The organism is Bradyrhizobium sp. USDA 4354 (genome assembly GCF_054060315.1).
This window is the reverse complement of sequence record NZ_JBSSDC010000001.1, coordinates 2176940-2201159: the sequence shown is the minus strand read 5'-3', so window position 1 is coordinate 2201159 and position 24220 is coordinate 2176940. Positions and strand designations below refer to the sequence as shown.

Genomic DNA, 24220 nt, shown 5'->3' with positions numbered 1-24220 from the left:
GATCCGGGACCCATAATCACAGGGAGAATTTGCTACGCGAAGCAGGCCACTCCGAGTCCCCCGTAACCACACCCGCCTGTGGCTGATGGTGTGGACGGCCCCCTACGGCATCAGTTGTGCCAGAATGAGGTTGTCACACACTCATTCACAGGAGCCGTCCGTGAGCCAGATTATCCGCATTGGGATGGATACGTCGAAGTATATTTTTCAACTCCATGGCGTTGATGCGTCAGAGCAGATGGTGCTGCGCAAACGGCTCAGCCGCAAGGCGATGCTGGAGTTCTTTGCCAAGCTGCCGCCGACGGTGATTGTGATCGAGGCTTGCGGGGCCGCGCACTACCTGGCGCGGGAGCTTGGCAGGCTCGGGCACACGGTCAAGCTGATCGCGCCGCAACTGGTCAAGCCGTACGTGCCGCGCAACAAGAACGACGGGCGCGATGCGGAGGGACTGTGTGAGGCGGCGAGCCGGCCGCGGATGCGCTATGTTCCGGTGAAGACGGCCGAACAGCAGGCAGCGCTGATGCTGCTGGGCGTACGCGAGCAATTGGTCGCGCGTCGCACCCAGCTCTCCAATACGATCCGCGGTCATGCGGCGGAGTTCGGTTTGATCGCAGCCAAGGGGCTGGACAAGCTCGCTGCGTTCCTGGCGGCGATCAAACAGGACGATCGCGTTCCAGCGCTGGCTCGCGAGCTGTTTGCGTTGCTCGCTCGCCAATATGACCAGGTGCAAGTCGAGCTGAAGGCGGTCGAGGCCAAGCTGCTGGCCTGGCATCGCGCCGATGCCTTGAGCCGGCGCCTAGCGCAGATCCCGGGGATTGGTCCGGTCACCGCCGCAGCGCTGGTCATGAAGGCGCCAGATCCGCACGCCTTCCGCTCGGGCCGGCTGTTCGCAGCCTGGCTCGGTCTGACCCCAAAGGACCATTCCACCGCCGGCAAGACCAGGCTCGGCAAGATTACCCGCGCCGGCGATGAGAGATTGCGTCAGCTGCTGGTGGTCGGAGCGACCTCGGTGGTCAAGCAAGCGACAGCGAAAGGCTCTGGCCCGCATTGGCTCGTCGAGCTCTTGAAGCGCAAGACACCGAAGCTTGCTGCGGTGGCACTCGCCAACAAGATGGCCCGCATCGCCTGGAAGCTGATGACGACTGGACAGGAATATGACAGCGCGCGGCTGGATGCCCGAGCCGACCAAACGGCAGCCGCCGCGTAGTTGAGAGATTCGGCCGACCGGCGGGTTCACCCACCGGCCGAACCGGAGCTGCAAGAGCAGAGGAGATGGTGCGATCGATCGACCGATGATGCGAGCAAATCCGTGGGACCCATTGGCCGATCAAGGTCGCGTGGTTGATTCGAGCTCGTGTCGCGGAAACCATCTTGGCCAGCGGTCTCACACGCCGAACCAACAGGCCGGACATATGGATGCAAGCGATCCGATCAAAACCTTCACAAAGCTCTTGTGCCACGGGGGCCGTCCACATATGGGTCCCGGATCGGCGCTCCGCCCCGGACAACGCTGCGCGCTGTCCGGAGCTACGCTTGTCCGGGACGACGGTGCGGTGGTCGCGATCGCGACGCCGCCGGCGCACTAGGGGACAATCGATCGGCCTTTGACCTCGGGCGCCAGCCTGCTATCTTCGCAATTGCGATATCCCCGCCGGCCGTAAGCCGTCGCAAGGGACCGTGGAACAGCGCTTCCGCCCGTCGCATCTGCCCCACTCAACGCCAGATTTGCGCGTGCTGCCTTGCGCGCGCGAGCTCGCACGGAGCGCATCCCATGTTTCGTCTATCAGGACTGTTCACCGCCTTCGTCATTCTCGCCGGCGCGGCCCTCTCGCCCGCCGCGGCCGAGGACAAGACCATCACGGTGTTCGCCGCTGCCTCGATGAAGAACGCGCTCGACGAGATCGACGCCGCCTACACCGCCAGGACCGGCGTCAAGTTCAGCGTCAGCTATGCCGCAAGCCCGGTGCTCGCCAAGCAGATCGAGCAGGGCGCGCCGGCCGACGTGTTCGTCTCGGCCGACACCGACTGGATGGACTACGCGATCTCCAAGAAGACCATCAATGAGCCTTCCAGAGTCAACCTGCTCGGCAACAGCATCGTGCTGATCGCGCCGAAGGATTCCAAGATCGACAACGTGACGATTGCGCAGGGCTTCGATCTCGCCAAGCTCGCCGGTGGCGGCAGGATCGCGAGCGGCGACGTCAAGTCGGTGCCAGCAGGCAAATATGCCAAGGCTTCGCTGGAGAAGCTCGGTGCATGGCAGGCGGCCGAGCCGAAATTCGCCATGGTCGAGAGCGTGCGCGCCGCGCTGACGCTGGTCGCCCGCGGCGAGGCCGCGCTCGGCATCGTCTACTCGACCGATGCCAAGGTCGAGCCCGGCGTCAAGACCATCGGCACCTTCCCGGCGGATTCGCATGCCGCGATCGTCTATCCCGTCGCTGCGACCACGACCGCGAAGGGCGAGACCAGCGGCTATCTCACCTTCCTCCGCTCCTCCGCAGCCAAGTCCATTTTTGAGAAGTACGGTTTCAAGTTCCTGGTCACTCCCACGACGTGATATCTGCGGTTTGATGTCTGAGATTTCCCCCGCCGAATGGACGGCGATCCTGCTGTCGCTCAGGGTCGCCATCGTCGCGACGCTGGTGGCGACGCCATTCGGCATCGCACTGGCGTGGCTGCTCGCGCGGCGTGACTTCTGGGGCAAGTCGCTGCTCGACGCCGTCGTGCATCTGCCTCTTGTGTTGCCGCCTGTCGTCACCGGCTATCTGCTGCTGCTGACGTTCGGCCGCCGCGGCCTTGTCGGCGGCTTCCTCGCCGACAATCTCGGCATCGTCTTCTCGTTCCGCTGGACCGGCGCGGCGCTGGCCTGCGGCGTGATGTCGTTTCCGCTGCTGGTGCGCCCGATGCGGCTGTCGATCGAGGCGATCGATCGCCGGCTCGAGCAGGCCGCCGAGACGCTTGGCGCGGCGCCGTGGAAAGTGTTCTTCACGGTGACGCTGCCGCTGGCGCTGCCCGGCGTGCTCGCCGGCATGGTGCTGGGCTTCGCCAAGGCGATCGGCGAGTTCGGCGCGACGATTACTTTCGTCTCCAACATTCCCGGCGAGACCCAGACGATTTCCTCGGCGATCTATTCGCTGATCCAGACGCCGGACGGCGATGCCGCTGCGGGGCGGCTGGTGATCGTCTCGATCGTGCTGGCGCTGGGCGCATTGATTGCCGCCGAGTGGTTCGCCCGCCGCGCCACCGCGCGGCTGCACGGAAACTGACCATGCTGCGGGTCGACATCGAAAAGCAGCTCGGCGAATTCTCGCTGCATGCATCCTTCGGCAGCGAAGGCCGCGTCATCGGCCTGTTCGGCGCCTCCGGCGCCGGCAAGACGTCACTGGTCAACATGATCGCAGGGCTGTTGCGACCCGATCGCGGCACCATCGTGATCGACGGCGAGACCGTCGACGACACCGCGGCCGGCATCCATGTCCCGGCCTGGCGTCGCCGCATCGGCTACGTGTTCCAGGACGCGCGGCTGTTCCCGCATCTCAGCGTCGCGCAGAATCTCGACTACGGACGGCGGATGAACGGACTTGCGCCCGATCCGGTGCAGCACAAGCGCATTATCGACCTGCTCGACATCGGTGCCCTGCTCGGCCGCCGCCCCGGAAAGCTCTCCGGCGGCGAGCGCCAGCGCGTCGCGCTCGGCCGCGCGCTGTTGTCGAAGCCGCGCCTCTTGCTGCTCGACGAGCCGCTCGGCGCGCTCGACGAGGGCCGCAAGCTCGAGATCCTGCCCTATCTGGTGCGGCTGCGGGACGAAGCCAACGTACCCATGGTCTATGTCAGCCACGACGCCGCCGAGCTGCGCCAGCTCGCGACGCAGATCGTGATGCTAAAGCAGGGCCGCGTGACCAGCTTCGGCGGAGTGAAGGTGCTGACGTGAGGCACTTGTAGCCTGGATGAAGAGCGACGATCCCGCCCCACCGTCATTGCGAGCGCAGCGAAGCAATCCAGAATCTTTCCGCGGTGACAGTCTGGATTGCTTCGCTGCGCTCGCAATGACGGCGGAGAGGACGGCGCCCGGATAGCAGCACTTCCGTCGTTTCGGCCTTACCAGCCGCGATCGACGTTGCGCACCTCGCCGGTGCGCGCATCGACATCGACTTCCATCCAGCGCCCGGTGCGGTCGCGGCCTTCGATTTGCCATTCATCGCCGAGGAAGTTCGTGTGCGAGACCGTCACGACGCCGAGATCGCTCGCGACATTGAGCGCGACCTGCATCGAGATCTGATCGCCGGTGTCATAGGCCAACGCCGGCGTCGCTCCGCCGAGCGTAAGAGCGATCGCGATCGGAAAGATGAACTTTCGCATTTGGCATACTCCTGTCAGTCCAAGCCGTTACGCGGCTTAAAACGAGCGGGGCCGCGGAGCGTTCCGGGTTTCGCGGTCACGAGGCCGCGCAAATCTTCGCCGGTTGCGGCGATTTGGTGGCGGTTGTCTGGCGGCGTTGTCATCACGAATGAGGACGTGGCGAAGAGTTGTCTCGCGTGCCCCGGCTCTGCGACGCAGCGTTTCACGCTGCACCGCGTCCGGGACATGAGACCACCTAAACCCCCGCCACCGAAGTCCACAGTTCCGCAAGCCTCTTGCGCAGCGCCTGCGTGCGCGTCAGCGGCGCGGGTGTCTCGTCTTCTTCGGGCAGACGGAGGCCGACGACATTGACGCGGCCACCGGAGATGCTGCGGGCGACCAGCACGATCTCGTCCAGCGCGAGCTCGGCGCCCTCCTTCGGCGCGCGGTCGAGATGGACGTCGAAATAGTCGGCGAGCGTAAGCTTGCTCTCGTCCTCGCTCACCTTCACGCCGTAGATCTCCGCGAGCTCGGCGAGCGTGTGCTCGCCGGAGACCATGAAGTCGCCGAGCAGATGCGGATCGGGCGCCGTGCTCGGCTGCATGTCGACGAAGAAGCGGTCGAGCGACTCGGCCTTTTCCGGCGGCGCCAGCAAATAGATGTAGTCGCCGGGCGCGATCGGGTCGGCTTCCGTCGGGGTCAGGATGTTCTCGTTGCGGATCACGAGCGTCGGCTTGGACCAGGACGGGATCAGGCCGCGACGGAAATACAGGCTCTTGGGCCGCACCGGATAGCCGACCAGCTGCTGCTCGAGCTGGCCGGGCAGATCCAGTTCGACGCGGCGCGGGCCGCGCTCGGCCCGCGGCAGCGCGACGTGCAGCTTGCGCGCGGCCGGCGCCAGGGTCCAGCCTTGCAGCAGCAGCGAGATAATGACGACGACGAAGGCGACGTCGAAATAGAGATAGGCCTTGGACAGCCCGACCAGCATCGGGATCGAGGCCAGGAAGATCGCGACGGCGCCGCGCAAGCCCGTCCAGGCGATGAAGATCTTTTCGCGCCAGTTGAAGCGGAACGGCAAAAGGCATGCGAACACCGCGAGCGGACGCGCCACCAGCATCAGGACGAGCGCGACGGCGACTGCCGGCAATATGCTGGCGCCGAGCCGGCTCGGCGAGACCAGGAGGCCGAGGAGCACGAACATCACGATCTGCGCCAGCCAGGTCGCGGCATCGAGGAATGTCACCACCGAATTATGCGCGCGCGTCGGCCGGTTGCCGATGATGATGCCGGCGAGATAGACCGCGAGGAAGCCGGAGGCGTGCATGATCTGCGAGCCGCCGAAGATCACGAGCGCACCTGTGGTCACGAACGGTGCATGCAGGCCCTGCGGCAACGCCACCTGGTTGAGGGCAATCACGACGAGGCGCCCGCCGATGACGCCGACGACGGCACCCAGCGCCGCCTCCAGGACGAACTCCATCAGCACATGGCCGGGCGAGCTCGAGCCGACCGAGATGTATTCCACCAGCATCAGTGTGAGGAAGATCGCGAAGGGATCGTTGGTGCCGGACTCCGCCTCCAGCGTCGCGCCGACGCGCGGGCGCAGGCGCAGGCCCTGGGTGTGCACCAGCAGGAACACGGCGGCCGCGTCGGTCGAGGCCACCACGGCACCGACCAGCAGCGACTCCGCCCAGTTGAGATCGAGCGCGTATTTCGCGAACGGCGCCGTGACCAGCGCGGTCAGCAGCACGCCGACGGTCGCGAGCACCACGGAGGGGGCGAGCACGGTGCGGATGCTGGCAAAGCGCGTGCGCAAGCCGCCGTCGAACAGGATCAAGGCGAGCGCGACCGAGCCGACCAGATAGGTGGTGCGGACGTCATCGAACTGGAGCTGCCCGGGGCCGGAATCGCCGGCGAGCATGCCGATCACCAGGAAGACGAGCAGCAGGGGCGCGCCGAAGCGCAGCGCAAGCAGGCTGGACAGGATACCGGCCATGACGAGGACGGCGCCGAGCAATATAGCGAGACTGACCGAGTCGAGGGAAGCCATCCACCTTCCGGGCAAAAATAGCTAGAATTGCATCCTTATCGTCGGCGGACTCGCGCGCCAACCCATTTTCTCCGACTCGCGGCAATCTGCCCGTACTTTACGGCCTTAACGCGCTTCACTTACCGGTGTATCGATGGCCCCGCCGTGCCCCTTGCGGGATTCTGCGGCTCCCTCGAATCAATTCCTCCCCGCTTTGCCGACGAGACCGATGGACATGGACCTCAAAGACTTCATGGAGTTCGTGCAGACGACCGCGCGCAGCGTCGGGGCGGAAATCTCCTCACCCTGGTTCTACCTGCAATTCGGTCTCATCCTGGCCGCGGCCGGCATCGCCTATGCCGCGGAGGCCGCCATTCGCAGCCGCGTCGACATGACGTCACTGGCGATGCGCTGGCCGCTGCCGCTCCGGCACTTCGTCCGGGTGATGGTCTCCAGCGCCTCGACGGCGGTGTTCACCCTGCTCGTGATCATCTCGCGCGTGGTGATGTACCACGCGACCTGGCCCAGCCGCAGCTATCTCCTGATGGTCGCAGCCAAGCTGGGCTTTGCCTGGCTCGTGATCCGGCTCGTGACCTCGGTGCTGCGCAACGCCTTCATCGTCAAGCTGGTGTCGATCGCGGCGTGGTTCGTCGCCGCGCTCTCCATCGTCGGCCAGCTCGACGCGACGGTCGACCTGCTGGATTCCTTCGCGATCGTGCTCGGCGGTCTCCGGCTGACCCCGCTCTTGGCGCTCAAGGCCGGCGCGCTGCTGCTGATCGCGCTTTGGCTCACCAACATCGCGAGCAATTTCGCCGAGAGCCGGATCAACGCGACCACCGATCTGACGCCGTCGGTGCAGGTGCTGCTGGTGAAGATCATCCGCATCGGGCTTCTTGCCGTCGCAATCGTCATTGCGCTCGGCGCCGTCGGCATCGACCTGTCGGCGCTCGCGGTGTTCTCCGGCGCGGTCGGCGTCGGCATCGGTATCGGCCTGCAGAAGATCGTCGCCAATTTCATCTCGGGCATCATCCTGCTCGCCGACAAATCGGTGAAGCCCGGCGATCTCGTCACCATCGGCGACAATACCGGTCGCATCAGCGCGATGAAGACGCGCTATATCTCCGTCGCCGCCGGCGACGGCCGCGAATTCCTGGTGCCGAACGAGGATCTGGTGACGCAGAAGGTCGTCAACTGGACCTATACCGACAAGAACACGCTGGTGAAGATCGCCTTCGGCACCAATTACGATGCCGATCCCCGCCTGGTCTGCACGCTCGCCGCCGAGACCGCCGCCGCCCATCCGCGCGCGCAGAAAGGCAAGCCGCCAACCTGCATCCTGACCGAGTTCGCGGAAGCCGGGATGAAGTTCTCGCTGACCTTCTGGATTGCCGACCCCGACGGCATGGATAAGGTCAAGAGCGACGTGATGCTGACGCTGTGGGACGCCTTCAAGCACGAGGGCATCCGGGTTCCCTACCCCGTCCGCGAAATCCGCATCCGCGGCGGCGCCCTGCCGGTGGAAACCACCGTAGAAGTCCCGAATTAGGCCCTTTCGCACCCAAGGCTGGTAAGGCTCTTGTTTTGACGCGTTTTCTTCACGCGAACCGGTAGCCACTTCGCGCGAAAACGCTCTGCCTCGGCTTGCATGAAGGCCGCTAATCGTTAAATTAGAGCCTGAAATCAAGCCTTTCCGCCGATATCGAGATCAGCCCCGAGAAGATTTGACACGCATGAGCTACGTCGAAGCCACCGATACCTCCCTGCGCAAGACCGGACAGATCAAGCTGCATGGGCCGAACGCCTTTGCCGGCATGCGCAAGGCAGGTGCGCTGGTGGCGAAATGCCTCGACGAGCTCACTGACATCGTCGGGCCGGGCGTGCCGACCGCGCGCATCGACGAATTCGTCCGCGACTTCGCCTTCAGCCACGGTGCCTATCCGGCGACGCTGATGTATCGCGGCTACCGCTACTCGACCTGCACCTCGCTCAACCACGTGGTCTGCCACGGCATGCCGGGCGACCGTCCGCTGAAGGAAGGCGACATCGTAAACATCGACGTCACCTTCATCGTCGACGGCTGGTATGGCGATTCCAGCCGGATGTATGCGATCGGCCCGATCGCCCGCAAGGCCGAGCGACTGATCGAGGTGACGTATGAGGCCATGATGCGCGGCATCGCCGCGGTGAGGCCCGGCGCCACCACCGGCGACATCGGCCACGCCATCCAGAGCTTCGTCGAGCCGCAGGGCATGAGCGTGGTGCGCGATTTCTGCGGCCATGGCCTCGGGCGCATGTTCCACGACGAGCCGAACATCATCCATATCGGCCGGCCCGGCGAGGGCGTGCAGCTCAAGCCCGGCATGTTCTTCACCATCGAGCCGATGATCAATCTCGGCAAGCCGCACGTGAAGATCCTCTCCGACGGCTGGACCGCGGTCACCCGCGACCGCTCGCTGTCAGCGCAGTTCGAGCACTCCGTCGGCGTCACCGCGACGGGTGTGGAGATCTTCACGCTGTCGGAGCGCCACGGCGAGAAGCAGATCGGGTGATCTGATCGCGTTGTCCTAGCGCCGGCGGCGGAATGACGACGGCGGCCGCTGGTATGTCGCGGCAAAGGCATCGTTGAATCTACGGATGCTGCCAAAGCCTGCCGCAAACGCAATCTCCGCTAATGTCATCTCGGTCTGGTCGATGAGCCGCTTGGCTTCCTGCACGCGGCGGGTCGCCGCGATCTCGTTCGGGCTTGCGCCGGCGTGGCGCATGAACAGGCGGAGCAGGTGACGCGGCCCCCACCCCCAGCGCCTCCGCAAGCTCCGTCATGGCCGCACGATCGAGAAAGCCGTCATTGATCAGGCGCATGCCGCGCGCGACGGTGGTCGCCGTCCCCATCCAGGCCGGCGAGCCCGGCGCGGTTTCTGGCCGGCAGCGCAGGCACGGGCGAAAGCCGGCTCGCTCGGCGGCCGCCGCGGTCGCATAGAAGGTGACGTTCTCAGACCGGGCCGGCCGCACCGGACACACCGGCCGGCAATAGATGCGCGTCGAGCGAACGCCGGAGAAGAACAGGCCGTCGAAAGCGCGGGCCCGCGCGAGGCGCGCCCGATCGCAGGTTTCCCAATCGAGATGCGGCGGCAGCGTTTGCCGATGCGCCGAGCCTGTCGTCATGGCGAAATCATAGTTTCGGCGCGCCCCGCCGAGTAGCTGAAATCGGACTCAACCGGGCGATGAGGTCCGAATCCAGCCAGCCTGCAGCGCCGCTCCGGACCATCGTGTCGATAGATCCCGGAGCAGATCGCATGAGCACACACGCGCAACAGACGACATCAGGGCAAACCCGTCTCGCATTCGAGATCGGGCTCCTGCTGCTTCTCTCCCTGATCTGGGGCAGCTCATTCACGCTCATCAAGGTCGCGCTTCCGACGATCCCGCCCTTCACGATGGTCGCGGCGCGGGTGACGATCGCGGCCGTTCTCCTGATCCTGATCGCTCTCGCGCAGGGGCACGCCCTGCCGCGCCAAGGGCCGGTGTGGGCGGCTTTCGTCGTGCAGGGGCTGCTGCAAAGCGCGCTGCCCTTCACCCTGATCAGCTGGGGCGAAACGCATATCACAAGCGGTCTCGCCGGCGTGCTCAATGCGACTCCGCCGATGTTCGTGCTAGCGATCGCGATGTCGACCGGACGCGGGCGACAGGCGATCAGCGGCCGCAAGATCATCGGCGTCGTGCTGGGCCTGGCGGGCGTTGCCCTGACCATGCGGGTTGACGCGCGCTCGGGGTTCGGCACCGCCGCGCCGCTGGCGCAGGCCGCCGTCCTGGCTGCGAGCTTCTGCTATGCGCTCGCTCCGATCTGGGGGCAGCGGTTCGCGGGGCTTCCCGCGATCGTCACGGCAGCCGGCGCGATGAGCAGCGCCGCGACCTTGATGCTGCCCATCGCCGCTGTCCTCGATCGGCCCTGGACACTGGCGCCGACGATACAGGCGATCACGGCGGTGCTCGGCCTGGCGATCGTCTGCACCGCGCTCGCAATGGTGATCTATTTCCGCCTGATCCATACGCTTGGCCCGCTCGGCACGACGAGCGGCAGCTACCTGCGCGCCGGCTTCGCCGTGGTGCTTGGGACCACGCTCCTTAGCGAGAGCTTCACCTGGTCGATGCTGGCGGGCATGACGTTTATCGTCATCGGCGTCATGGCGGTAACCGCCCCCATGCGGAAGCCACGAGGGTAGTGCAATTGTCGGTTGAAAAATTCCGTCGACAAGGCAATGCTGGCGGCCCATGCCCGCCAAGCCAGACCACGACAAGAGCAAGCCTGAGGAGGAGCCGCACTATCTCGGCCACCGCGAGCGGCTGCGCGAGCGCTTCTATAGCGCGGGCGCGGATGCGCTCAGTGATTACGAGCTGCTCGAGATGGCGCTGTTTCCGGCGCTGCCGCGGCGCGACACCAAGCCGCTGGCGAAGACGCTGATCAAGACATTCGGCTCGTTCGCCGAGGTCGTGCATGCCCCGGTGGCGCGCTTACGCGAGGTCGACGGGGTCGGCGAGTCCGCGATCAACCAGCTCAAGCTGATCGCCGCGGCGGCGCATCGCGTCGCCAAGGGCGGGGTCAACAGCCGCAACGCACTGTCGTCCTGGAACGAGGTGATCGACTATTGCCGGTCCAGCATGGCATTTGCCGACAAGGAGCAGTTTCGCCTGCTCTTCCTCGACAAGCGCAACCAGCTGATCGCCGACGAGGTGCAGCAGACCGGCACGGTTGACCACACCCCGGTCTATCCCCGCGAGGTGATCAAGCGCGCGCTGGAGCTGTCGGCGACCGCGCTGATCCTGGTCCACAACCACCCCTCCGGCGATCCCTCGCCGTCGCAGGCCGACATCCAGATGACGAAAGCGATCATCGACATCGCCAAGCCGCTGGGGATCGCCGTGCACGATCACATCATCGTCGGAAGGAGCGGCCACGCCAGCCTGCGCGGGATGCGGTTGATCTAGCAATATCGATTATGTCGGCTCGACCCAGCGCTGCACGGCCTCGGCTGTGTCGGCAGGCGTGGTGTTGAAGCAGATCGCGGCATCTGGCGCCAGGCGATGGACCAGGTTCAGCACCTTCTCGAACAGCAGCAGGCGCTCCCTGGGCTCGCGCAGGCCGGCGCCGATCACGATGCAGTCGAAGCGCTCGTCGCGCAGTGCCGCGGTGACGCCGGCTTCGGCTGTCGCATCGAGATCGATCAGGCAGCTCGTGACCTCGAAGCCGAGATCGCGCAGGCGCAGCAGCTGCGCCTCGATGTAGTCGCGCACGAGCTCCGGCGTCAGCTGCGGAAACGCGCTATAGTCCGCATTGCCGGGTTCGATGCCGATCGCGAGGACGCGCTTGGCCATGCAGGACTCCTTGCCGGACCGTCTCGCCTCGTTAGCTAACGGATGGACGGCCGTGCAGGTTCCCTGAACGGAGGCTGTTCCGCGCTTTCCCTTCTACCAATGATTTCACGCCGGCGCTGTAAGCCATTTCACATGCGCCGGGCCGGCGGACTGCCAGATTCTCGGGAGATCACGCTGGAGTCACGCGTCGATCACGGCAGCCGGGTCACTTTGGCTTGCACGGAGAGTCGATCATTCAGTCAATTTGCGGGAGCGGAAAATGATCTCATTCGAGAGTTTGAAAAGCGAATATGAGCGGAATTGGGCCAGTCTCGAAATACGGTCTGGACGTCTTGCCGAGGCGAATGCCGTCGCCCGCAAGGCCCTCAACGGCAAGGCGACCTATCAGCAGATCGAGCGGTTAACGGGCGTTCCCTGGCATTTCACTGCGCTCTGCCACTACCGCGAGTCCAATTTCGATTTCGACACGTATCTCGGCAACGGCGAGTCGCTTCATCGCGTGACGACGATCGTTCCGAAAGGGCGCGGGCCGTTTGCCACCTTCGTGGACGGCGCCGTGGACGCGTTCAGAATCCAGAACTTCATTGGCGCGCACGATTGGGGCATCGCGCGGATGCTGTTCCGGCTCGAGGCGTTCAACGGCTTCGGCTATCACGCCAAGGGCGTCAATTCGCCCTATCTCTATGGCGGCTCGACGCTGTACGGCCCGCCCGAGGCAAGAGCCGGAAAATACGTCCGCGACCACGTGTTCGACGCCAACCACGTCGATTCCCAGCTCGGCACGGCGGTGATCCTGCATGCGATGATGGCACAGGATTCCTCGATCACGCTCGACGGCAGCCCGCAATTCGCCGGCCGCACCGAGCCCGAGGACGATGCGGCCTCGACGGTCATTCTCATGCAGCAGGCGCTCAACAAGCTCGGCGCCAACCCGCCGCTCGCCGAGGACGGCATCAGCGGACCGAAGACCAGGGCCGCCGTCTCGCTGTTTCAGCAACAGAGTGGCCTGAGGGATAGCGGGCTTCTCGATGCCGCCACGGTCGCCGCGATCACGCGCGCGATGCAGCAGCCGGGCCCCGCCGGGCAGGCCGGCGATCTGTCCCAGATCCTGAAGCGGCTGGAAGACCTCGCACAAGTGCTGCGACCGCCGGCCGGCGGCGCGACGCTGCCCGCGATTGTGCCGGGCAACACATTGCCTGCCACCAACGATCCGGTCAGCCTGTTCGAACGGCTTTTCGCCCTCATCAACAAGACGGCGCCCATGCCGGGACCAGTGAGCCCGACGAGCCCCGCCCCGGTCGATCAGCTGAAGCAGGTCGTCGACCTGCTCAGCACCCTGCTCAACAAAGGCGGCGGCAAGCCCATGCTGGGCCAGGTCAACGGCGCGCTCGGCGAGACCATCGGCAAGCTGCTCGACGGCAGGAAGACCGCGCTCGGGATCGGCGGCTCGCTGATCACCGCGCTGCTCTCCTCGGTGACGGCGAGCCCCAATGCGGGCGGCCTTGCCGGACTGCTGGGGACGATCGTGTCGGCCGTGCCCGGCCTTGGCCAGTTCGCGATGCCGATCTCGCTCGCGCTCGCGGTGTGGGGCGTGCTCGGCAAGATGGAGAAATGGGCGCAAGGCACCGCACCGCCGCCGAAGGTGACGACGTAATCTGCCGCCATCCTTCGAGACGCCCGCCTACGGCGGGCCCTCAGGATGAGGTCCCGTTTCGCGGCGGGACCTCAGACCCTCATGGTGAGGAGCCCGCCAAAACCGGCGTCTCCGGACGATGCTTCGCATCGCCGGGCGAAACATGCAGGCCGAGCACGTCCGCGCCGCCTACTGGCGCAGCATGATCAGGGGATCGGCGGTGTCGGGGACGCGGCGCCACTGCGCGTTGTCGTCGGCCTCGAACTGCCAGGCCTCGCCTGATTTCGACATCAGGATGATCTGACCGCGCTCGAGCCGCCATTGCGTCGGGTTGAACTGCGCGATCGTCGCGTCGCATTTCGGCTTGAGGAAGACCTGGAAATTGTCCGGTCCCGCTTCGGTGTTGGTCAGCGTCAGCCCGCACACCGGCTGGCCGTTGCCGCGCACCATCGACCAGTCGCCGATCATCTGGTCCATGGACTTGGCCATCGAGCGCGCGGCGGCGAGATCCTGCAGGATGTAGACGCCCTCGCCCTGGCGCAGGCCCTCGAAGATGCCGGCCTCGACTTCGGTGAAGTCGATCACGGCTTCGCCGGTCGCATCCTGCAAGCGCACGATGTCGAGCCCCCTGACGCTCCAGGCGACGATGTCCTTGGTGAAGGGCAGCGCGGTCTTGCAGGCCGGTTCAAGCTCCAGCTTGAACCCCTGGCCTGCGGCATCAGCCTTGAGGGTGACCACGCAGGTCTTGCTGCGCTCGGTGGTCGAGAGCTCCCACTGCCCGGGCATCTGCTTCTTCAGGCTCGTCGCATCCTGCGCATGCGCGATGCCGATCGCGGCCAAGCAGGCCGCGACGGCGAATGCAACGGCCCGGAGAATTTGCATCAGCGCCCCTTGAACGGCGTTTCAGCAACCGGCGTCAACGGCGCCTTGCCGGCGAACCAGGCCTTGAGATTGTCTACGACAAGCTGGTCCATGGCGTTGCGCGTCACCACCGAGGCCGAGCCGATATGCGGCAGCAGCACGACGTTCTGCATGATCTTGAGCTCGTCGGGCACGTTCGGCTCGGCCGCGAACACGTCGAGGCCGGCGGCGAGAATGGTGCCTGACTTCAGCGCCTGGATCAGCGCCGGCTCGTCCACCACGGAGCCGCGCGCCACGTTGATCAGCACGCCGCGCGGCCCGAGCGCCTTCAGCACCTCGGCATTGATCATCTTGTTCGTGCTGGCGCCGCCGGGCACGATCACCATCAGCGTATCCACCGCCTTCGCCATCTCGATCAAGTCAGGGTAGTGCTTGTAGGAGACGTCCTTGGACGGATTGCGCGAGTGATAGACCACCGGTACCAGCGAGGCATCGAGCCGGCGCGCGATGGCCTGGCCGATCCGGCCCATGCCGACGATGCCGACCTTGCGGTCGCGCAGCGAGCCGACGCTGAGCGGATAGTTCTGCGTCTGCCAGAGGCCGGAACGCACATAGCGGTCGGCCTTGATGAATTCGCGCAAGGTGGCGATCAGAAGGCCCATCGCAACGTCGGCGACCTCCTCGGTCAGCACGTCGGGCGTGTTGGTGACGATGATGTTGTGCTCGGCGGCGTATTTGGCGTCGACGTGGTCGTAGCCGACGCCGAAGCTCGCCACCATCTCCAGCTTCGGCAGCTGCGACAGCGAATCCCTGTCCGCACGCACGGTGTGATAGGTCACCGCGACGCCGCGGATCTTGTCGCGGACTGCCGGCGTCAGCCGCTCGAGGTCGCCGCGCGTCTCCGCCTTGTGCACGACGAAATGATCGGAAAAGCCGTTCTCGAGGATCGGCCGCACCGGCCCATAGATCAGAAGATCGATCTTTTCGGACGAAATCGAACCGGTAGACATCAGCTTTCCTTTCCAAGCGCGCTCTCATGCCAGCGCCGTAAAACGAGGTGCGAAACTAGCGCCAGCACCCCATAGATGACAATCCCGGCCAGCGACAACAGAAGCAGCGCTGCGAACATGCGGGGTATGTTCAAGCGATAGCCGGATTCGGCGATCCTGTAGGCAAGCCCGGAGCCGGCGCCCGCGGTGCCGGCCGCAATCTCGGCCACGACCGCGCCGATCAGCGACAGGCCGCCGGCGATGCGCAGACCGCCGAGGATATAGGGCAGAGCGGCGGGCAGCTTGAGAAAGCGCAGCGTCTGCGGCTTCGATGCGCCATAGAGCTGGAACAGGCCGGCGAGATTGCGGTCCACCGAGTTCAGCCCGAGCGTGGTGTTCGACAGCACCGGGAAGAATGCGACGATGAAGGCGCAGACGACCACCGCAGTCTGCTGCTCAAGATAGATCAGGAGCAGCGGCGCGATCGCAATCACCGGCGTCACCTGGAGCACGATGGCATAGGGGAACAGCGAATATTCCACCCATTTCGACTGGTTGAACAGCAGCGCCAGCGCGATGCCGCCGATGCTGGCGGCGACAAAACCTTCGAGCGTCGTCAGCAGCGTGGTCGCCAGCGATTGCGACAGCACCGCCCAGTCCTTGATCAGCGTCAGGACGATGATCGACGGCGCCGGCAGCACGTAAGGCGGGATCTCCTTGATCCGGACCACGAGTTCCCAGGCGAGGAGGCCGGCTGCGCACACGATGACGGGTAGCACGAAGCGCATCGCGCGTTGCGCGCCGGACGGTTTCGCGATGACCGGGGCTTGCGCGTTCATAGCGTCGACTGCCCCGAATAGGATGGCGCCAGCGCAGCCGACACTCTGCGGCAATAATCGGAATAGGCGGCGGAGGTGCGAAACTCCTCCCCGCGCGGCTCGACCGTCTCGATGCGGATGTCGGCCTGGATGCGGCCGGGCCGCGCCGTCATGACCACGACGCGCTGCGACAGATAGACGGATTCGAACACCGAATGGGTGACGAAGATGACGGTCTTGTGCAAGGACCGCCACAGCGCGAGCAGATCGTTGTTGAGGCGGAAGCGCGTGATCTCGTCGAGCGCCGCGAACGGCTCGTCCATCAGGAGGATATTGGGATCAGTGACGAGCGCGCGGGCCAGTGACACCCGCATCTTCATGCCGCCGGAGAGCTCGCGCGGAAAGGCGTCGGCGAAATCGGCGAGCCCGACACTCGCCAGCGCCGCGTCAGCACGTGCGCGTCCTTCCGCTTTCGGCACGCCCGCGAGCTTTAGGGGCAGCCGCACGTTCTCGCGCACGTTGGTCCAGGGCATCAGGGTCGGCTCCTGGAAGACGAAGCCGATGCCGTGGCCCGGCAGCACCTCGCCCTCGTGCCGGGCCACCCGCACCGTGCCTGATGACGGCGCGCTGAGCTCCGCGATCAGCCGCAACACCGTCGACTTGCCGCAACCGGACGGTCCCAGCAGCGAGATGAACTCGCCTTTGCGGACAGCAAGGTCGAACGGGCCGAGGGCCATGACGCCGTTGTCGTAGACCTTCGTCACGCCGCGCAGGCTGACGGCGAGCGCCGTCAGGCTGGCCTCGACGGCGGATGACGTTGAGCGCTCTACCATCGAGGGCGGGCTGCTGCGTTTCGGGCGCTCTTCACCTCTCCCCGACGGGGAGAGGTGAGCCCCAGTCGCACTGGCGTGCCTAGCCTCAGCATGCGTTACGGCTTGTTCGGGCGCAGCTCGACGCCGACGCCCTTGTTGACGAAGCGCAACGTGTAGGACTTGCGGAAGTCGAGATCCGCCTTCACGACGCCGGCCTTGACCATCTTGTTGAAAAAGGAGGCATAGCGCTCGTCGCTCATGGCGCCGATGCCGTTCTTCAAGCTGTCGCCGGAATCGACGATGCCGTGCTCCTTCATCTTGGCCACGGAATAGGCCAAGAGATCGTCGGTCATCTCCGGGTTGAGCTGCTTGATCAGGGCATTGCCGGCGGAATTGTCGCGGTAGATGTAATTGTACCAGCCGATCATGGAGGCATCGACGAAGCGCTGGACCAGGTCGGGCTTCTTCTCGACGATGTCGCGGCGCGTCTCGATCAGCGTCGAATAGGTGTTGAAGCCGTAATCGGCGAGCAACAGCACGTTGGGCTTGAAGCCCGCGGCCTTCTCCACTGCGAAGGGCTCAGAGGTGACGTAACCCTGCATCGCGCTCTTGGGATTGGCGATGAAGGGCTGCGGATTGAAATTATAGGGACGCACGTTCTTCTCGCTGAACCCGTATTCGGATTTCAGCCACTGGAAGTAGCTGGTCATGCCCTCCTTGGAGACGAACAGCGTCAGCGGCTTGAGGTCCTCGATCTTGGTGACTTTCGCATCGGGCTGGGTCAGCATCACCTGCGGATCCTTCTGGAACACCGCGGCAATGGTGACGACGGGAACGTTGTTGGCGACCGCGTCGAACGACATCAGCGTGTTCGCGGCCATGAAGAAATCGATCTTGCCGGCGATCAGCAGCATCCGGTTGTTCTCGTTGGGACCGCCCGGAACGATGGTGACGTCGAGGCCGTATTTCTTGTAGGTGCCGTCGGCGACCGCCTGGAAGAAGCCGCCATGCTCGGCCTCGGCGACCCAGTTGGTGCCGAAGGTGACCTTGTCGAGCGTTTCGGCGCGCGCCGGCGCAAGGGTAGCGATAGCGGCCAACAAGCCCGCCGTTAACGCTCGCCGCAGATGAGAGGGGGTCATGATGGCACTCCGTCGATCGTGGCTGGCCGATGTGAAGGCAACGCGATAAAACCGCATGACGTCAGGGGACGCGAGCCGGCCTGGCCCGCGTCCCCTGATACCCCAAATTACGTGACAAATTCGGGCAAGGAAACCTTGATGACGCCGCCCCGCGACTGGATCGACATCGACTGGGCTCATGCGGGCCCAGCCGAGGTGTCGCGCTGGATCGCGGTGCTGCCGCTAGCGGCGACCGAGCAGCATGGACCGCATCTGCCGCTCACGACCGACGTGCTGATCGCGGACGCCTATCTGACACGCGTGCGCCAGCTATTGCCCGAGAGCGTTCCAGCCAGTTTCCTCCCCGTTGAGGCAATCGGGATTTCCACCGAGCATATCGACTATCCGGGCACGCAGACGCTGCCGACCGAGGTTGCGCTGAAGAAATGGACAGGGACCGGCGAGGAGGTTGCACGCCGCGGGGTGAAGAAGCTCGTCATCATCACCAGCCATGGCGGCAACAGCGCGGCCATGATGCTGGTCGCGCAGGATCTTCGCGCGCATCACAAGCTGTTCGTGGTGACGACCTCATGGTCGCGGCTCTCAGGCGCGGACAAATTGTTCCCGGCCGAGGAAGTGCGTCACGGCATTCACGGCGGCGCGGTCGAGACCTCGATCATGCTGGCGCGCTATCCGGATCAGGTGCACATGAATGCGATCGCTGATTTTCCCGCGAGCAGCATCGCGATGGAGAAGCAGTATCGCTGGCTGTCGACGCAGCGGCCCGCGCCATTTGCCTGGCAGGCGCAGGATCTCAATGCCAGCGGCGCGGTCGGCAACGCGACATTGGCTGCAGCAGCGAAGGGCGAGCAACTGATCGATCAGGGCGCACGCGCCTTTTGCGAGCTGCTGGGTGAGGTCGATAACTTCGACGTGAACAGGCTCGCCACGGGCCCCCTCGGCTAACCGGCATCCTCCTGGATTCATTCAGGAAAGATCGAGTCTCCGCGACCGCATTTTCGGTGTTCGAACCGGACGCGAAGAGCCTCCGTCCAATTGGGCACGCGGGCCACAACGGACCGCCTCAACCCCGGATGGAGTTTCACATGTCGATCAAGACCAAGATTGCCGCCGCAGCTCTCGCTGCCCTCACTGTGACCGGCAGCATCGTGTCCACCACCTCCTCGGCCGAAGCCAAGCAGCCCGGCTGGGTCTGGGGTGTCGGTGCCGGCATCGCCACCGCCGCCGTCGTCGGCTCCGCGATCGCCGCCAGCAACGACCCCTATTACCACGGCTATCACCGCTGCGGCTGGGTCGCCCAGTACAACGCTTTCGGCCAGTACGTCGGCCGCGTTCGGACCTGCTACTGATTTGAGTACCTGAGGCCGATCTCCACGTGGATCCTGCGTCCGACACGGGCGCCTCATCCACCCCCGTGTCGTGCCCCCGACCCCGCCCGGCTGTCCCCCCCGGGCGGGGTCATCCATTTTGGCGGCCTGCGAGCTTGTTGCAGCCGCGTCACACAGCGGTGCGAACCATCCTCTGCAGCAATGCGCGTCATTTGCTATTGCGAATTAATCGCAATAAGGTTTGTCGCAGGTTCAGGAACTTGGGATGGAGTCGGGTCGAATCGAGATCATCTCGCCCGTTCGCGTGAATAACCGAGGCTGATGACAGAATCGCCGCGACCCGGCAGGAATGGCGCGGCGGGTGGGACACATTCGCGTTTTGGGGGCGTGCGTTTTGGCGTTGAGAGATCACAGACAAAGGTGCTTGCGAACGGCCGCGGCGATTGCCGCGGGCGTGCTGGCTTTTCCGACCGCCGGCCGCGCGGCCGATCTGCCGCTGAAGGCACCGGCCTTGAAAGCGGTCTATGACTGGACCGGCCTCTATATCGGCGCGCATGCCGGCTATAGCCGCGGCTCGTCGCACTTTGCGCTGAACGACGGCGCTGCCATCAGCGACAGCGGCGTCTTCAGCGGCATGATCGGCGGCGTGCAGGCTGGCTATAACTACCGCCTCAACTCCGGCTGGCTGGTCGGAGTCGAAGGTGATTTCTCGTTTCCCAACTACATCACCTCGAATTCGATCGTCTCGTTCCTGGCGACGCCCGCCAACACCGTTACGCAGCAATGGGACTACACCGCGAGCCTGCGCGGCCGCGTCGGCTACACCAGCGGTGCGTGGCTCGTCTATGCCACCGGCGGCTTTGCCTGGATGGGCGAGCGCTATTTCGACACGCCGGCCTCCGGCGCTGAGGTCCCGAAGATCCTGAACACGCGGCCGGGCTGGATCGCAGGCGCCGGCATCGAATACGGCTTCGCGCCACATTGGAGCGCGCGGCTGGAATATCTCTACAGCCGCTTCGACGGCGCCAATGTCGCCTTCGCCGCTACCGGGGCGCAATACAGCTCCTCGTCGCTCGACTTCCAGCAGGTCAGGCTCGGCCTCAACCGCAAGGTCGATTGGCCGGGCATGCCGAGCTACGACCCGAAAAGCTCGCTGACCGACACCGAATCCGATCGCTGGGAGATCCACGGCCAGAGCACCTATCTGCCGCAAGGCTATCCGTCGTTTCCTGCGCTCTATACCGGACCGAACTCGCTGTCGCCGTCACGGCAGGCCAAGGCGACGTGGAGCAACAGCCTGTTCCTGAACGCACGGCTGTGGGACGGCGGCGAGGTCTATTACAATCCCGAGCTGCTCCAGGGATTTGGACTGAACGACACCGTGGGTGCTGCCGGCTTCCCCAACGGCGAAGCGCAGAAGTCGAACTTCCCCTACCCGCACTACAACACCTCGCGCCTGTTCGTGCGCCAGACCTTCGGCTTCGGCGGCGAGCAGGAAGAGCTCGCGAGCGGGCAGCTGCAGCTGGGACAGAAGGTCGACGTGTCCCGCCTCACCTTGCAGGCCGGCAAGTTCCCGGTGGTCGACGTGTTCGACGGCAATGCCTATGCCAAGGACACGCGCCGGGATTTCATGAACTGGTCGATCTGGGCGCCCGGCGCCTTCGACTATTCCGCCGACAAAGTCGGCCTCACCTACGGCGTCACGGCCGAACTCAACCAGAAGCAATGGGCGCTCCGCGGCGGCTATTTCCTGATGGTCTCCGAGTCCAACGCCAATCATTTCGACACCAGGGTCGGGGAGCGCGGTCAATACTTGCTCGAGCTCGAGACGCGCTTCTCGCTGCTCGGCCGGCCCGGCAAGCTCAGGACCATCGGCTGGGTCGACAGCGCCAATATGGGCAGCTTCCGCGAGACGCTGGACAATCCCGCGCTCAATCTCGACATCGCGCAGACCCGGCGCGGCCGTCTGAAGTATGGCTACGTGCTCAATCTCGAGCAGGCGATCACCGACGATATCGGACTGTTCGGCCGCTGGAGCTGGAATGATGGCAAGACCGAGACGCTCGCCTTCACCGACATTCATCGCAGCCTGTCCGCGGGACTGTCGATCAAGGGCGCGAGCTGGGGCCGGCCGGACGACGTGATCGGCATCGGCGGCGCGATCAACGCGATATCGCAGGACTATCGCGACTTCCTCGCCGCCGGCGGCCTCGGTGTGCTCGTCGGCGACGGCGCGCTCAACTACCGCAAGGAGCGCATCCTCGAAACCTACTACGCCTACGCTCTGAACAAGAACATCACCCTCACCGCCGACTACCAGCTCATCGTCAACCCCGCCTACAACGCCGACCGCGGACCGGTGTCGGTGTTTTCGGGCCGGCTGCACGGGGAGTTCTGAGCCGCGGCTCGCGCGCGATGAATGCGCACGCCTCGTCCTTCGAGACGCCCGCTTCGCGGGCCCTCAGGATGAGGCTCAGCGGCATCGGTGTCCATCGAAATTGCCGCTTCGCACTCCGTCCTCATCCTGATGAGCGCGCCCTTGCGCGCGTCTCGAAGGAGGGCCCCAGGCACGTCGCTCTCCAAACGGACGGCGCGGAAGCCCTACGCGGCGCGGATCGCGTCCAGGAATTTTCCGACCTCGACCTTGAGACGGCTGCTCTCACCGGACAGCGACCTCGCCGACGCGAGCACGTTGGAGGAGGCCGATCCGGTCTGGCTGGCGCCGCGCTGCACGTCGACGATGCTGGCGGAGACCTGCTGGGTGCCGCGCGCGGCCTGCTGCACGTTGCGTGAGATCTCGCGCGTCGCCGCGCCCTGCTCCTCGACCGCCGAGGCGATTGCGGACGCGATCTCGGACATGCGCGTGATGGTGTCGCCGATCGCCTTGATGGCGCCGACGGAGTCCTCGGTCGCCGTCTGGATCCCCGATATCTGCTGACTGATCTCGCCGGTGGCCTTGGCGGTCTGCTCGGCCAGCGCCTTGACCTCGGAGGCGACGACGGCAAAGCCGCGCCCGGCCTCGCCGGCGCGCGCCGCCTCGATGGTGGCATTGAGCGCCAAAAGATTGGTCTGCCCCGCGATCTGGCTGATGAGCTCGACGACGTCGCCGATCCGGCCCGCGGCCCTGGCGAGCTCGCCGACATGGTCGTTGGTCCGCCCGGCCTGCTGCACCGCCTCGCCGGCGATGCGCGCGGAATCCTGGACCTGACGGCTGATCTCGTCGACCGACGAGGCCATCTCCTCGGCCGCCGCGGCGACGGTCTGCACGTTGGTGGAGGCCTGTTCGGAGGCAGCCGCGACGGTCGCGGTGACCTTTTCCGATTGCTCGGCCGTGCTCGTCAGCGTTCCCGCCGACGCTTCCAGCTCCGACGATGCTGCCGAGACGGTGTTGATGACGTCGCCGATCATGGCCTCGAACTCGCGCGCGATCTGGTCCATGCGCTGGCTGCGCCGGAGCTTCGCGTCGGCTTCGACCGCGGCCGCCTCGTCGGCGGCCTTCTTGGCAAGCAGCGAATCCTTGAAGTGCTGAAGCGAGCCCGCAACCTGGCCGATCTCGTCGTTGTGGCCCGTCGCCGGGACTTCGACCTCGTGCTGTCCGGCGGCGAGCGCTCCGATCACATCGGCGATCCGGCCGAGCGGCGTCACCACGCGCCTGCGCAGCATCATGGTCACGCCACCGAGCGTACCGAGCAATGCCAACACGGCTACACCGGCCAGCGCGAGCATCGCCAATGCGCCATCGCGCGCGGCCGCGGCACGCTCGGCGGCTTCCGCCAGCGCGGCGTCGCGCACGCCGTAGAACATCTGGATGGCCGGCACGATGACCTTCGCCAGCTCGTCTGCGCGGATCGCGTAGTTGCCGTCACTGCGCGCCGCAGGCATCGCTTTCTCGATCGCCGTGGCCGCGTTTCCGAAATAGGAATCCGTCGCCGCCTTGAAAGCGGTGGCGATCCCGGGCGGATTTCCGAGCTGGTCGATGCCGGCTTCGATGCGCTCGCGATCGGCCTCCACGCGTCCCTGCATGCGATCCATCAGCGACAATTCGGCGGCGGTCAGCGGCCGACGCGTGCTCAGCGGCGGGGACAGCGTGGCCGCGCGGCTGCCGGCGGAAACACGCAGATCCTGCGCAGTCCGTGCCAGGCTCAACAGCGCTGCAAGCGAGGAATCGGCATTGATGACCTTGGCCTCGAGCCGGTTCATCACGGGCTCGATATTGCCGAGAACCTCGGCGACGCCGGGCAGGAAGCCCTTGATCGCGGCGCTGTCACGCGCCGCCAGGGCGAGGCTCATTGCGCGATCGGCCGCCGCGGTGATCTCCTTCAACCGCCGCGCGGCACGGTCGAGATTCTCGGCAATTGCACCGCCGTCATCCAGCGCCATGATGGCGCGCCGTGCGGTATCAAAGCCAACCTCGGCAGCTTTGGTAGCCTTCGCGGCAGCTTCGAGCTGTGCCTGCGTTGCGGCGCCTTCCTGGAAGATCGGTCCGATATAGGGGGCGCGAAGGCTGGCGACGTGCTGGCTCGCCATCAGCGTCGCACCAAAGGCATCGACGGTCTTGATCGCGTCGGAGCGGTTCGTGAAGATGCGCGTCTGGGGTATCAGCACCTCAGCGCCAAGGATGACTGCAAATACCGTCACCGTCAGCATCGACAGCGCGAAAAGCTTCCCGATCCGCATCCTGAGTCCCCCGGATATATTTCTGCAATGTCGAAAACCTAGCCGGCGGCCACTAAGGGCTCGTTAAGCAACGCTCCGTAGTTCCGCGGAGTGTCAGGTCGTTGCGGACGCCCGGGGAACGCGGCCTCGCACGGGTTCCCCTGGGTCACGAACGCGCACAATTGCCAGCACTTCCGCACCGAATACCTATATCAGTGGCTTGCGCCGGCTTCCCGGCCACACTTCC

At 65.3% G+C, this 24220-nt stretch carries 21 protein-coding genes and 1 pseudogene; 12 read left to right on the top strand and 10 right to left on the bottom strand.

The window, feature by feature from the left end; genetic code table 11:
- The first annotated feature begins 160 nt into the window (after nt 1–160).
- The 4 genes from ACVIIV_RS10285 to modC all read left to right on the top strand — a co-directional run bounded on the left by ACVIIV_RS10285 (nt 161) and on the right by modC (nt 3931).
- Nucleotides 161–1207: an IS110 family RNA-guided transposase gene (locus ACVIIV_RS10285; protein WP_456743055.1), complete on the top strand. Its 1047-nt coding sequence runs from the start codon at nt 161–163 to the stop codon at nt 1205–1207.
- Nucleotides 1208–1771: 564 nt separating this feature from the next.
- On the top strand, nt 1772–2557 hold the full coding sequence (gene modA, locus ACVIIV_RS10280; protein ID WP_456744085.1) for a molybdate ABC transporter substrate-binding protein: 786 nt from the start codon (nt 1772–1774) through the stop codon (nt 2555–2557).
- A gap of 13 nt (nt 2558–2570) precedes the next feature.
- Nucleotides 2571–3266: a molybdate ABC transporter permease subunit gene (modB, locus tag ACVIIV_RS10275; RefSeq protein ID WP_456744084.1), complete on the top strand. Its 696-nt coding sequence runs from the start codon at nt 2571–2573 to the stop codon at nt 3264–3266.
- Between the two features lie 2 nt (nt 3267–3268).
- A complete protein-coding gene (modC, locus tag ACVIIV_RS10270) occupies nt 3269–3931 on the top strand; it encodes a molybdenum ABC transporter ATP-binding protein (protein ID WP_456744083.1) in 663 nt (220 codons plus the stop codon).
- A 167-nt stretch (nt 3932–4098) separates the two neighbouring features.
- On the opposite strand, the gene ACVIIV_RS10265 is transcribed toward modC, so the two are convergent.
- Together ACVIIV_RS10265 and ACVIIV_RS10260 are read right to left on the bottom strand one after the other, a co-directional pair.
- Nucleotides 4099–4359 (bottom strand): PepSY domain-containing protein, encoded by a 261-nt coding sequence (locus ACVIIV_RS10265; RefSeq protein WP_456744082.1) that lies wholly within the window; start codon nt 4357–4359, stop codon nt 4099–4101.
- A 235-nt stretch (nt 4360–4594) separates the two neighbouring features.
- Complete coding sequence (locus ACVIIV_RS10260; RefSeq protein WP_456744081.1) at nt 4595–6388, bottom strand: potassium/proton antiporter; 1794 nt, start codon at nt 6386–6388, stop codon at nt 4595–4597.
- 208 nt (nt 6389–6596) lie between these two features.
- Here ACVIIV_RS10260 and ACVIIV_RS10255 point away from each other — a divergent pair, with 208 nt between their 5' ends.
- Together ACVIIV_RS10255 and map are read left to right on the top strand one after the other, a co-directional pair.
- Nucleotides 6597–7913, top strand: coding sequence for a mechanosensitive ion channel family protein (locus ACVIIV_RS10255; protein WP_456744080.1), 1317 nt, complete (start codon nt 6597–6599; stop codon nt 7911–7913).
- A 184-nt stretch (nt 7914–8097) separates the two neighbouring features.
- A complete protein-coding gene (gene map, locus ACVIIV_RS10250; RefSeq protein ID WP_456744079.1) occupies nt 8098–8916 on the top strand; it encodes a type I methionyl aminopeptidase in 819 nt (272 codons plus the stop codon).
- A 15-nt stretch (nt 8917–8931) separates the two neighbouring features.
- Here the strand turns inward: map and ACVIIV_RS10245 are convergent.
- A pseudogene (locus tag ACVIIV_RS10245) lies at nt 8932–9529 on the bottom strand (bifunctional transcriptional activator/DNA repair enzyme AdaA).
- A 131-nt stretch (nt 9530–9660) separates the two neighbouring features.
- On the opposite strand from ACVIIV_RS10245, the gene ACVIIV_RS10240 reads away from it, so the two are divergent.
- Both ACVIIV_RS10240 and radC read left to right on the top strand, forming a co-directional pair.
- Nucleotides 9661–10587 carry a DMT family transporter gene (locus ACVIIV_RS10240; RefSeq protein ID WP_456744078.1) on the top strand — a complete coding sequence of 309 codons (927 nt, stop codon included), beginning with the start codon at nt 9661–9663 and terminating at the stop codon, nt 10585–10587.
- A 49-nt stretch (nt 10588–10636) separates the two neighbouring features.
- Nucleotides 10637–11350 carry a RadC family protein gene (gene radC / locus ACVIIV_RS10235; protein WP_456744077.1) on the top strand — a complete coding sequence of 238 codons (714 nt, stop codon included), beginning with the start codon at nt 10637–10639 and terminating at the stop codon, nt 11348–11350.
- A gap of 9 nt (nt 11351–11359) precedes the next feature.
- On the opposite strand, the gene ACVIIV_RS10230 is transcribed toward radC, so the two are convergent.
- Nucleotides 11360–11737 (bottom strand): hypothetical protein, encoded by a 378-nt coding sequence (locus tag ACVIIV_RS10230; protein ID WP_456744076.1) that lies wholly within the window; start codon nt 11735–11737, stop codon nt 11360–11362.
- Nucleotides 11738–11996: 259 nt separating this feature from the next.
- Here ACVIIV_RS10230 and ACVIIV_RS10225 point away from each other — a divergent pair, with 259 nt between their 5' ends.
- Entirely contained in the window at nt 11997–13391 is a 1395-nt protein-coding gene (locus ACVIIV_RS10225) for a peptidoglycan-binding protein (RefSeq protein WP_456744075.1), read from the top strand.
- Nucleotides 13392–13559: 168 nt separating this feature from the next.
- On the opposite strand, the gene ACVIIV_RS10220 is transcribed toward ACVIIV_RS10225, so the two are convergent.
- The 5 genes from ACVIIV_RS10220 to ACVIIV_RS10200 all read right to left on the bottom strand — a co-directional run bounded on the left by ACVIIV_RS10220 (nt 13560) and on the right by ACVIIV_RS10200 (nt 17989).
- Nucleotides 13560–14252, bottom strand: a complete 693-nt coding sequence (locus tag ACVIIV_RS10220; RefSeq protein WP_456744074.1) for an AprI/Inh family metalloprotease inhibitor — start codon at nt 14250–14252, stop codon at nt 13560–13562.
- Entirely contained in the window at nt 14252–15241 is a 990-nt protein-coding gene (locus ACVIIV_RS10215) for a 2-hydroxyacid dehydrogenase (protein WP_456744073.1), read from the bottom strand. Before ACVIIV_RS10215 ends, ACVIIV_RS10220 begins: the two co-directional genes overlap by 1 nt.
- Nucleotides 15241–16059, bottom strand: coding sequence for an ABC transporter permease (locus ACVIIV_RS10210; RefSeq protein ID WP_456744072.1), 819 nt, complete (start codon nt 16057–16059; stop codon nt 15241–15243). The genes ACVIIV_RS10215 and ACVIIV_RS10210 overlap by 1 nt, the downstream gene beginning before the upstream one ends.
- Complete coding sequence (locus ACVIIV_RS10205; RefSeq protein WP_456744071.1) at nt 16056–16871, bottom strand: ABC transporter ATP-binding protein; 816 nt, start codon at nt 16869–16871, stop codon at nt 16056–16058. Before ACVIIV_RS10205 ends, ACVIIV_RS10210 begins: the two co-directional genes overlap by 4 nt.
- Before the next feature lie 95 nt (nt 16872–16966).
- The gene (locus tag ACVIIV_RS10200; RefSeq protein WP_456744070.1) at nt 16967–17989 is read right to left on the bottom strand and encodes an ABC transporter substrate-binding protein; all 1023 of its coding nucleotides are present in this window, start codon (nt 17987–17989) and stop codon (nt 16967–16969) included.
- A 138-nt stretch (nt 17990–18127) separates the two neighbouring features.
- On the opposite strand from ACVIIV_RS10200, the gene ACVIIV_RS10195 reads away from it, so the two are divergent.
- The 3 genes from ACVIIV_RS10195 (at nt 18128) to ACVIIV_RS10185 (ending at nt 21715) form a co-directional block, all read left to right on the top strand.
- Nucleotides 18128–18934, top strand: a complete 807-nt coding sequence (locus tag ACVIIV_RS10195; RefSeq protein WP_456744069.1) for a creatininase family protein — start codon at nt 18128–18130, stop codon at nt 18932–18934.
- 140 nt (nt 18935–19074) lie between these two features.
- Nucleotides 19075–19338, top strand: coding sequence for a hypothetical protein (locus tag ACVIIV_RS10190; RefSeq protein ID WP_456744068.1), 264 nt, complete (start codon nt 19075–19077; stop codon nt 19336–19338).
- A 403-nt stretch (nt 19339–19741) separates the two neighbouring features.
- Nucleotides 19742–21715: a carbohydrate porin gene (locus ACVIIV_RS10185; RefSeq protein ID WP_456744067.1), complete on the top strand. Its 1974-nt coding sequence runs from the start codon at nt 19742–19744 to the stop codon at nt 21713–21715.
- A gap of 203 nt (nt 21716–21918) precedes the next feature.
- On the opposite strand, the gene ACVIIV_RS10180 is transcribed toward ACVIIV_RS10185, so the two are convergent.
- Entirely contained in the window at nt 21919–23994 is a 2076-nt protein-coding gene (locus ACVIIV_RS10180) for a methyl-accepting chemotaxis protein (protein WP_456744066.1), read from the bottom strand.
- Nucleotides 23995–24220: the final 226 nt, after the last annotated feature.

Coding starts and splice junctions, on each gene's coding strand:
- modA (WP_456744085.1), top strand. CDS start 1,772: ATGTTTCGTCTATCAGGACTGTTCACCGCCTTCGTCATTCTCGCCGGC.
- modB (WP_456744084.1), top strand. CDS start 2,571: ATGTCTGAGATTTCCCCCGCCGAATGGACGGCGATCCTGCTGTCGCTC.
- modC (WP_456744083.1), top strand. CDS start 3,269: ATGCTGCGGGTCGACATCGAAAAGCAGCTCGGCGAATTCTCGCTGCAT.
- ACVIIV_RS10265 (WP_456744082.1), bottom strand. CDS start 4,359: ATGCGAAAGTTCATCTTTCCGATCGCGATCGCTCTTACGCTCGGCGGA.
- ACVIIV_RS10260 (WP_456744081.1), bottom strand. CDS start 6,388: ATGGCTTCCCTCGACTCGGTCAGTCTCGCTATATTGCTCGGCGCCGTC.
- ACVIIV_RS10255 (WP_456744080.1), top strand. CDS start 6,597: ATGGACATGGACCTCAAAGACTTCATGGAGTTCGTGCAGACGACCGCG.
- map (WP_456744079.1), top strand. CDS start 8,098: ATGAGCTACGTCGAAGCCACCGATACCTCCCTGCGCAAGACCGGACAG.
- ACVIIV_RS10240 (WP_456744078.1), top strand. CDS start 9,661: ATGAGCACACACGCGCAACAGACGACATCAGGGCAAACCCGTCTCGCA.
- radC (WP_456744077.1), top strand. CDS start 10,637: ATGCCCGCCAAGCCAGACCACGACAAGAGCAAGCCTGAGGAGGAGCCG.
- ACVIIV_RS10230 (WP_456744076.1), bottom strand. CDS start 11,737: ATGGCCAAGCGCGTCCTCGCGATCGGCATCGAACCCGGCAATGCGGAC.
- ACVIIV_RS10225 (WP_456744075.1), top strand. CDS start 11,997: ATGATCTCATTCGAGAGTTTGAAAAGCGAATATGAGCGGAATTGGGCC.
- ACVIIV_RS10220 (WP_456744074.1), bottom strand. CDS start 14,252: ATGCAAATTCTCCGGGCCGTTGCATTCGCCGTCGCGGCCTGCTTGGCC.
- ACVIIV_RS10215 (WP_456744073.1), bottom strand. CDS start 15,241: ATGTCTACCGGTTCGATTTCGTCCGAAAAGATCGATCTTCTGATCTAT.
- ACVIIV_RS10210 (WP_456744072.1), bottom strand. CDS start 16,059: ATGAACGCGCAAGCCCCGGTCATCGCGAAACCGTCCGGCGCGCAACGC.
- ACVIIV_RS10205 (WP_456744071.1), bottom strand. CDS start 16,871: ATGGTAGAGCGCTCAACGTCATCCGCCGTCGAGGCCAGCCTGACGGCG.
- ACVIIV_RS10200 (WP_456744070.1), bottom strand. CDS start 17,989: ATGACCCCCTCTCATCTGCGGCGAGCGTTAACGGCGGGCTTGTTGGCC.
- ACVIIV_RS10195 (WP_456744069.1), top strand. CDS start 18,128: ATGACGCCGCCCCGCGACTGGATCGACATCGACTGGGCTCATGCGGGC.
- ACVIIV_RS10190 (WP_456744068.1), top strand. CDS start 19,075: ATGTCGATCAAGACCAAGATTGCCGCCGCAGCTCTCGCTGCCCTCACT.
- ACVIIV_RS10180 (WP_456744066.1), bottom strand. CDS start 23,994: ATGCGGATCGGGAAGCTTTTCGCGCTGTCGATGCTGACGGTGACGGTA.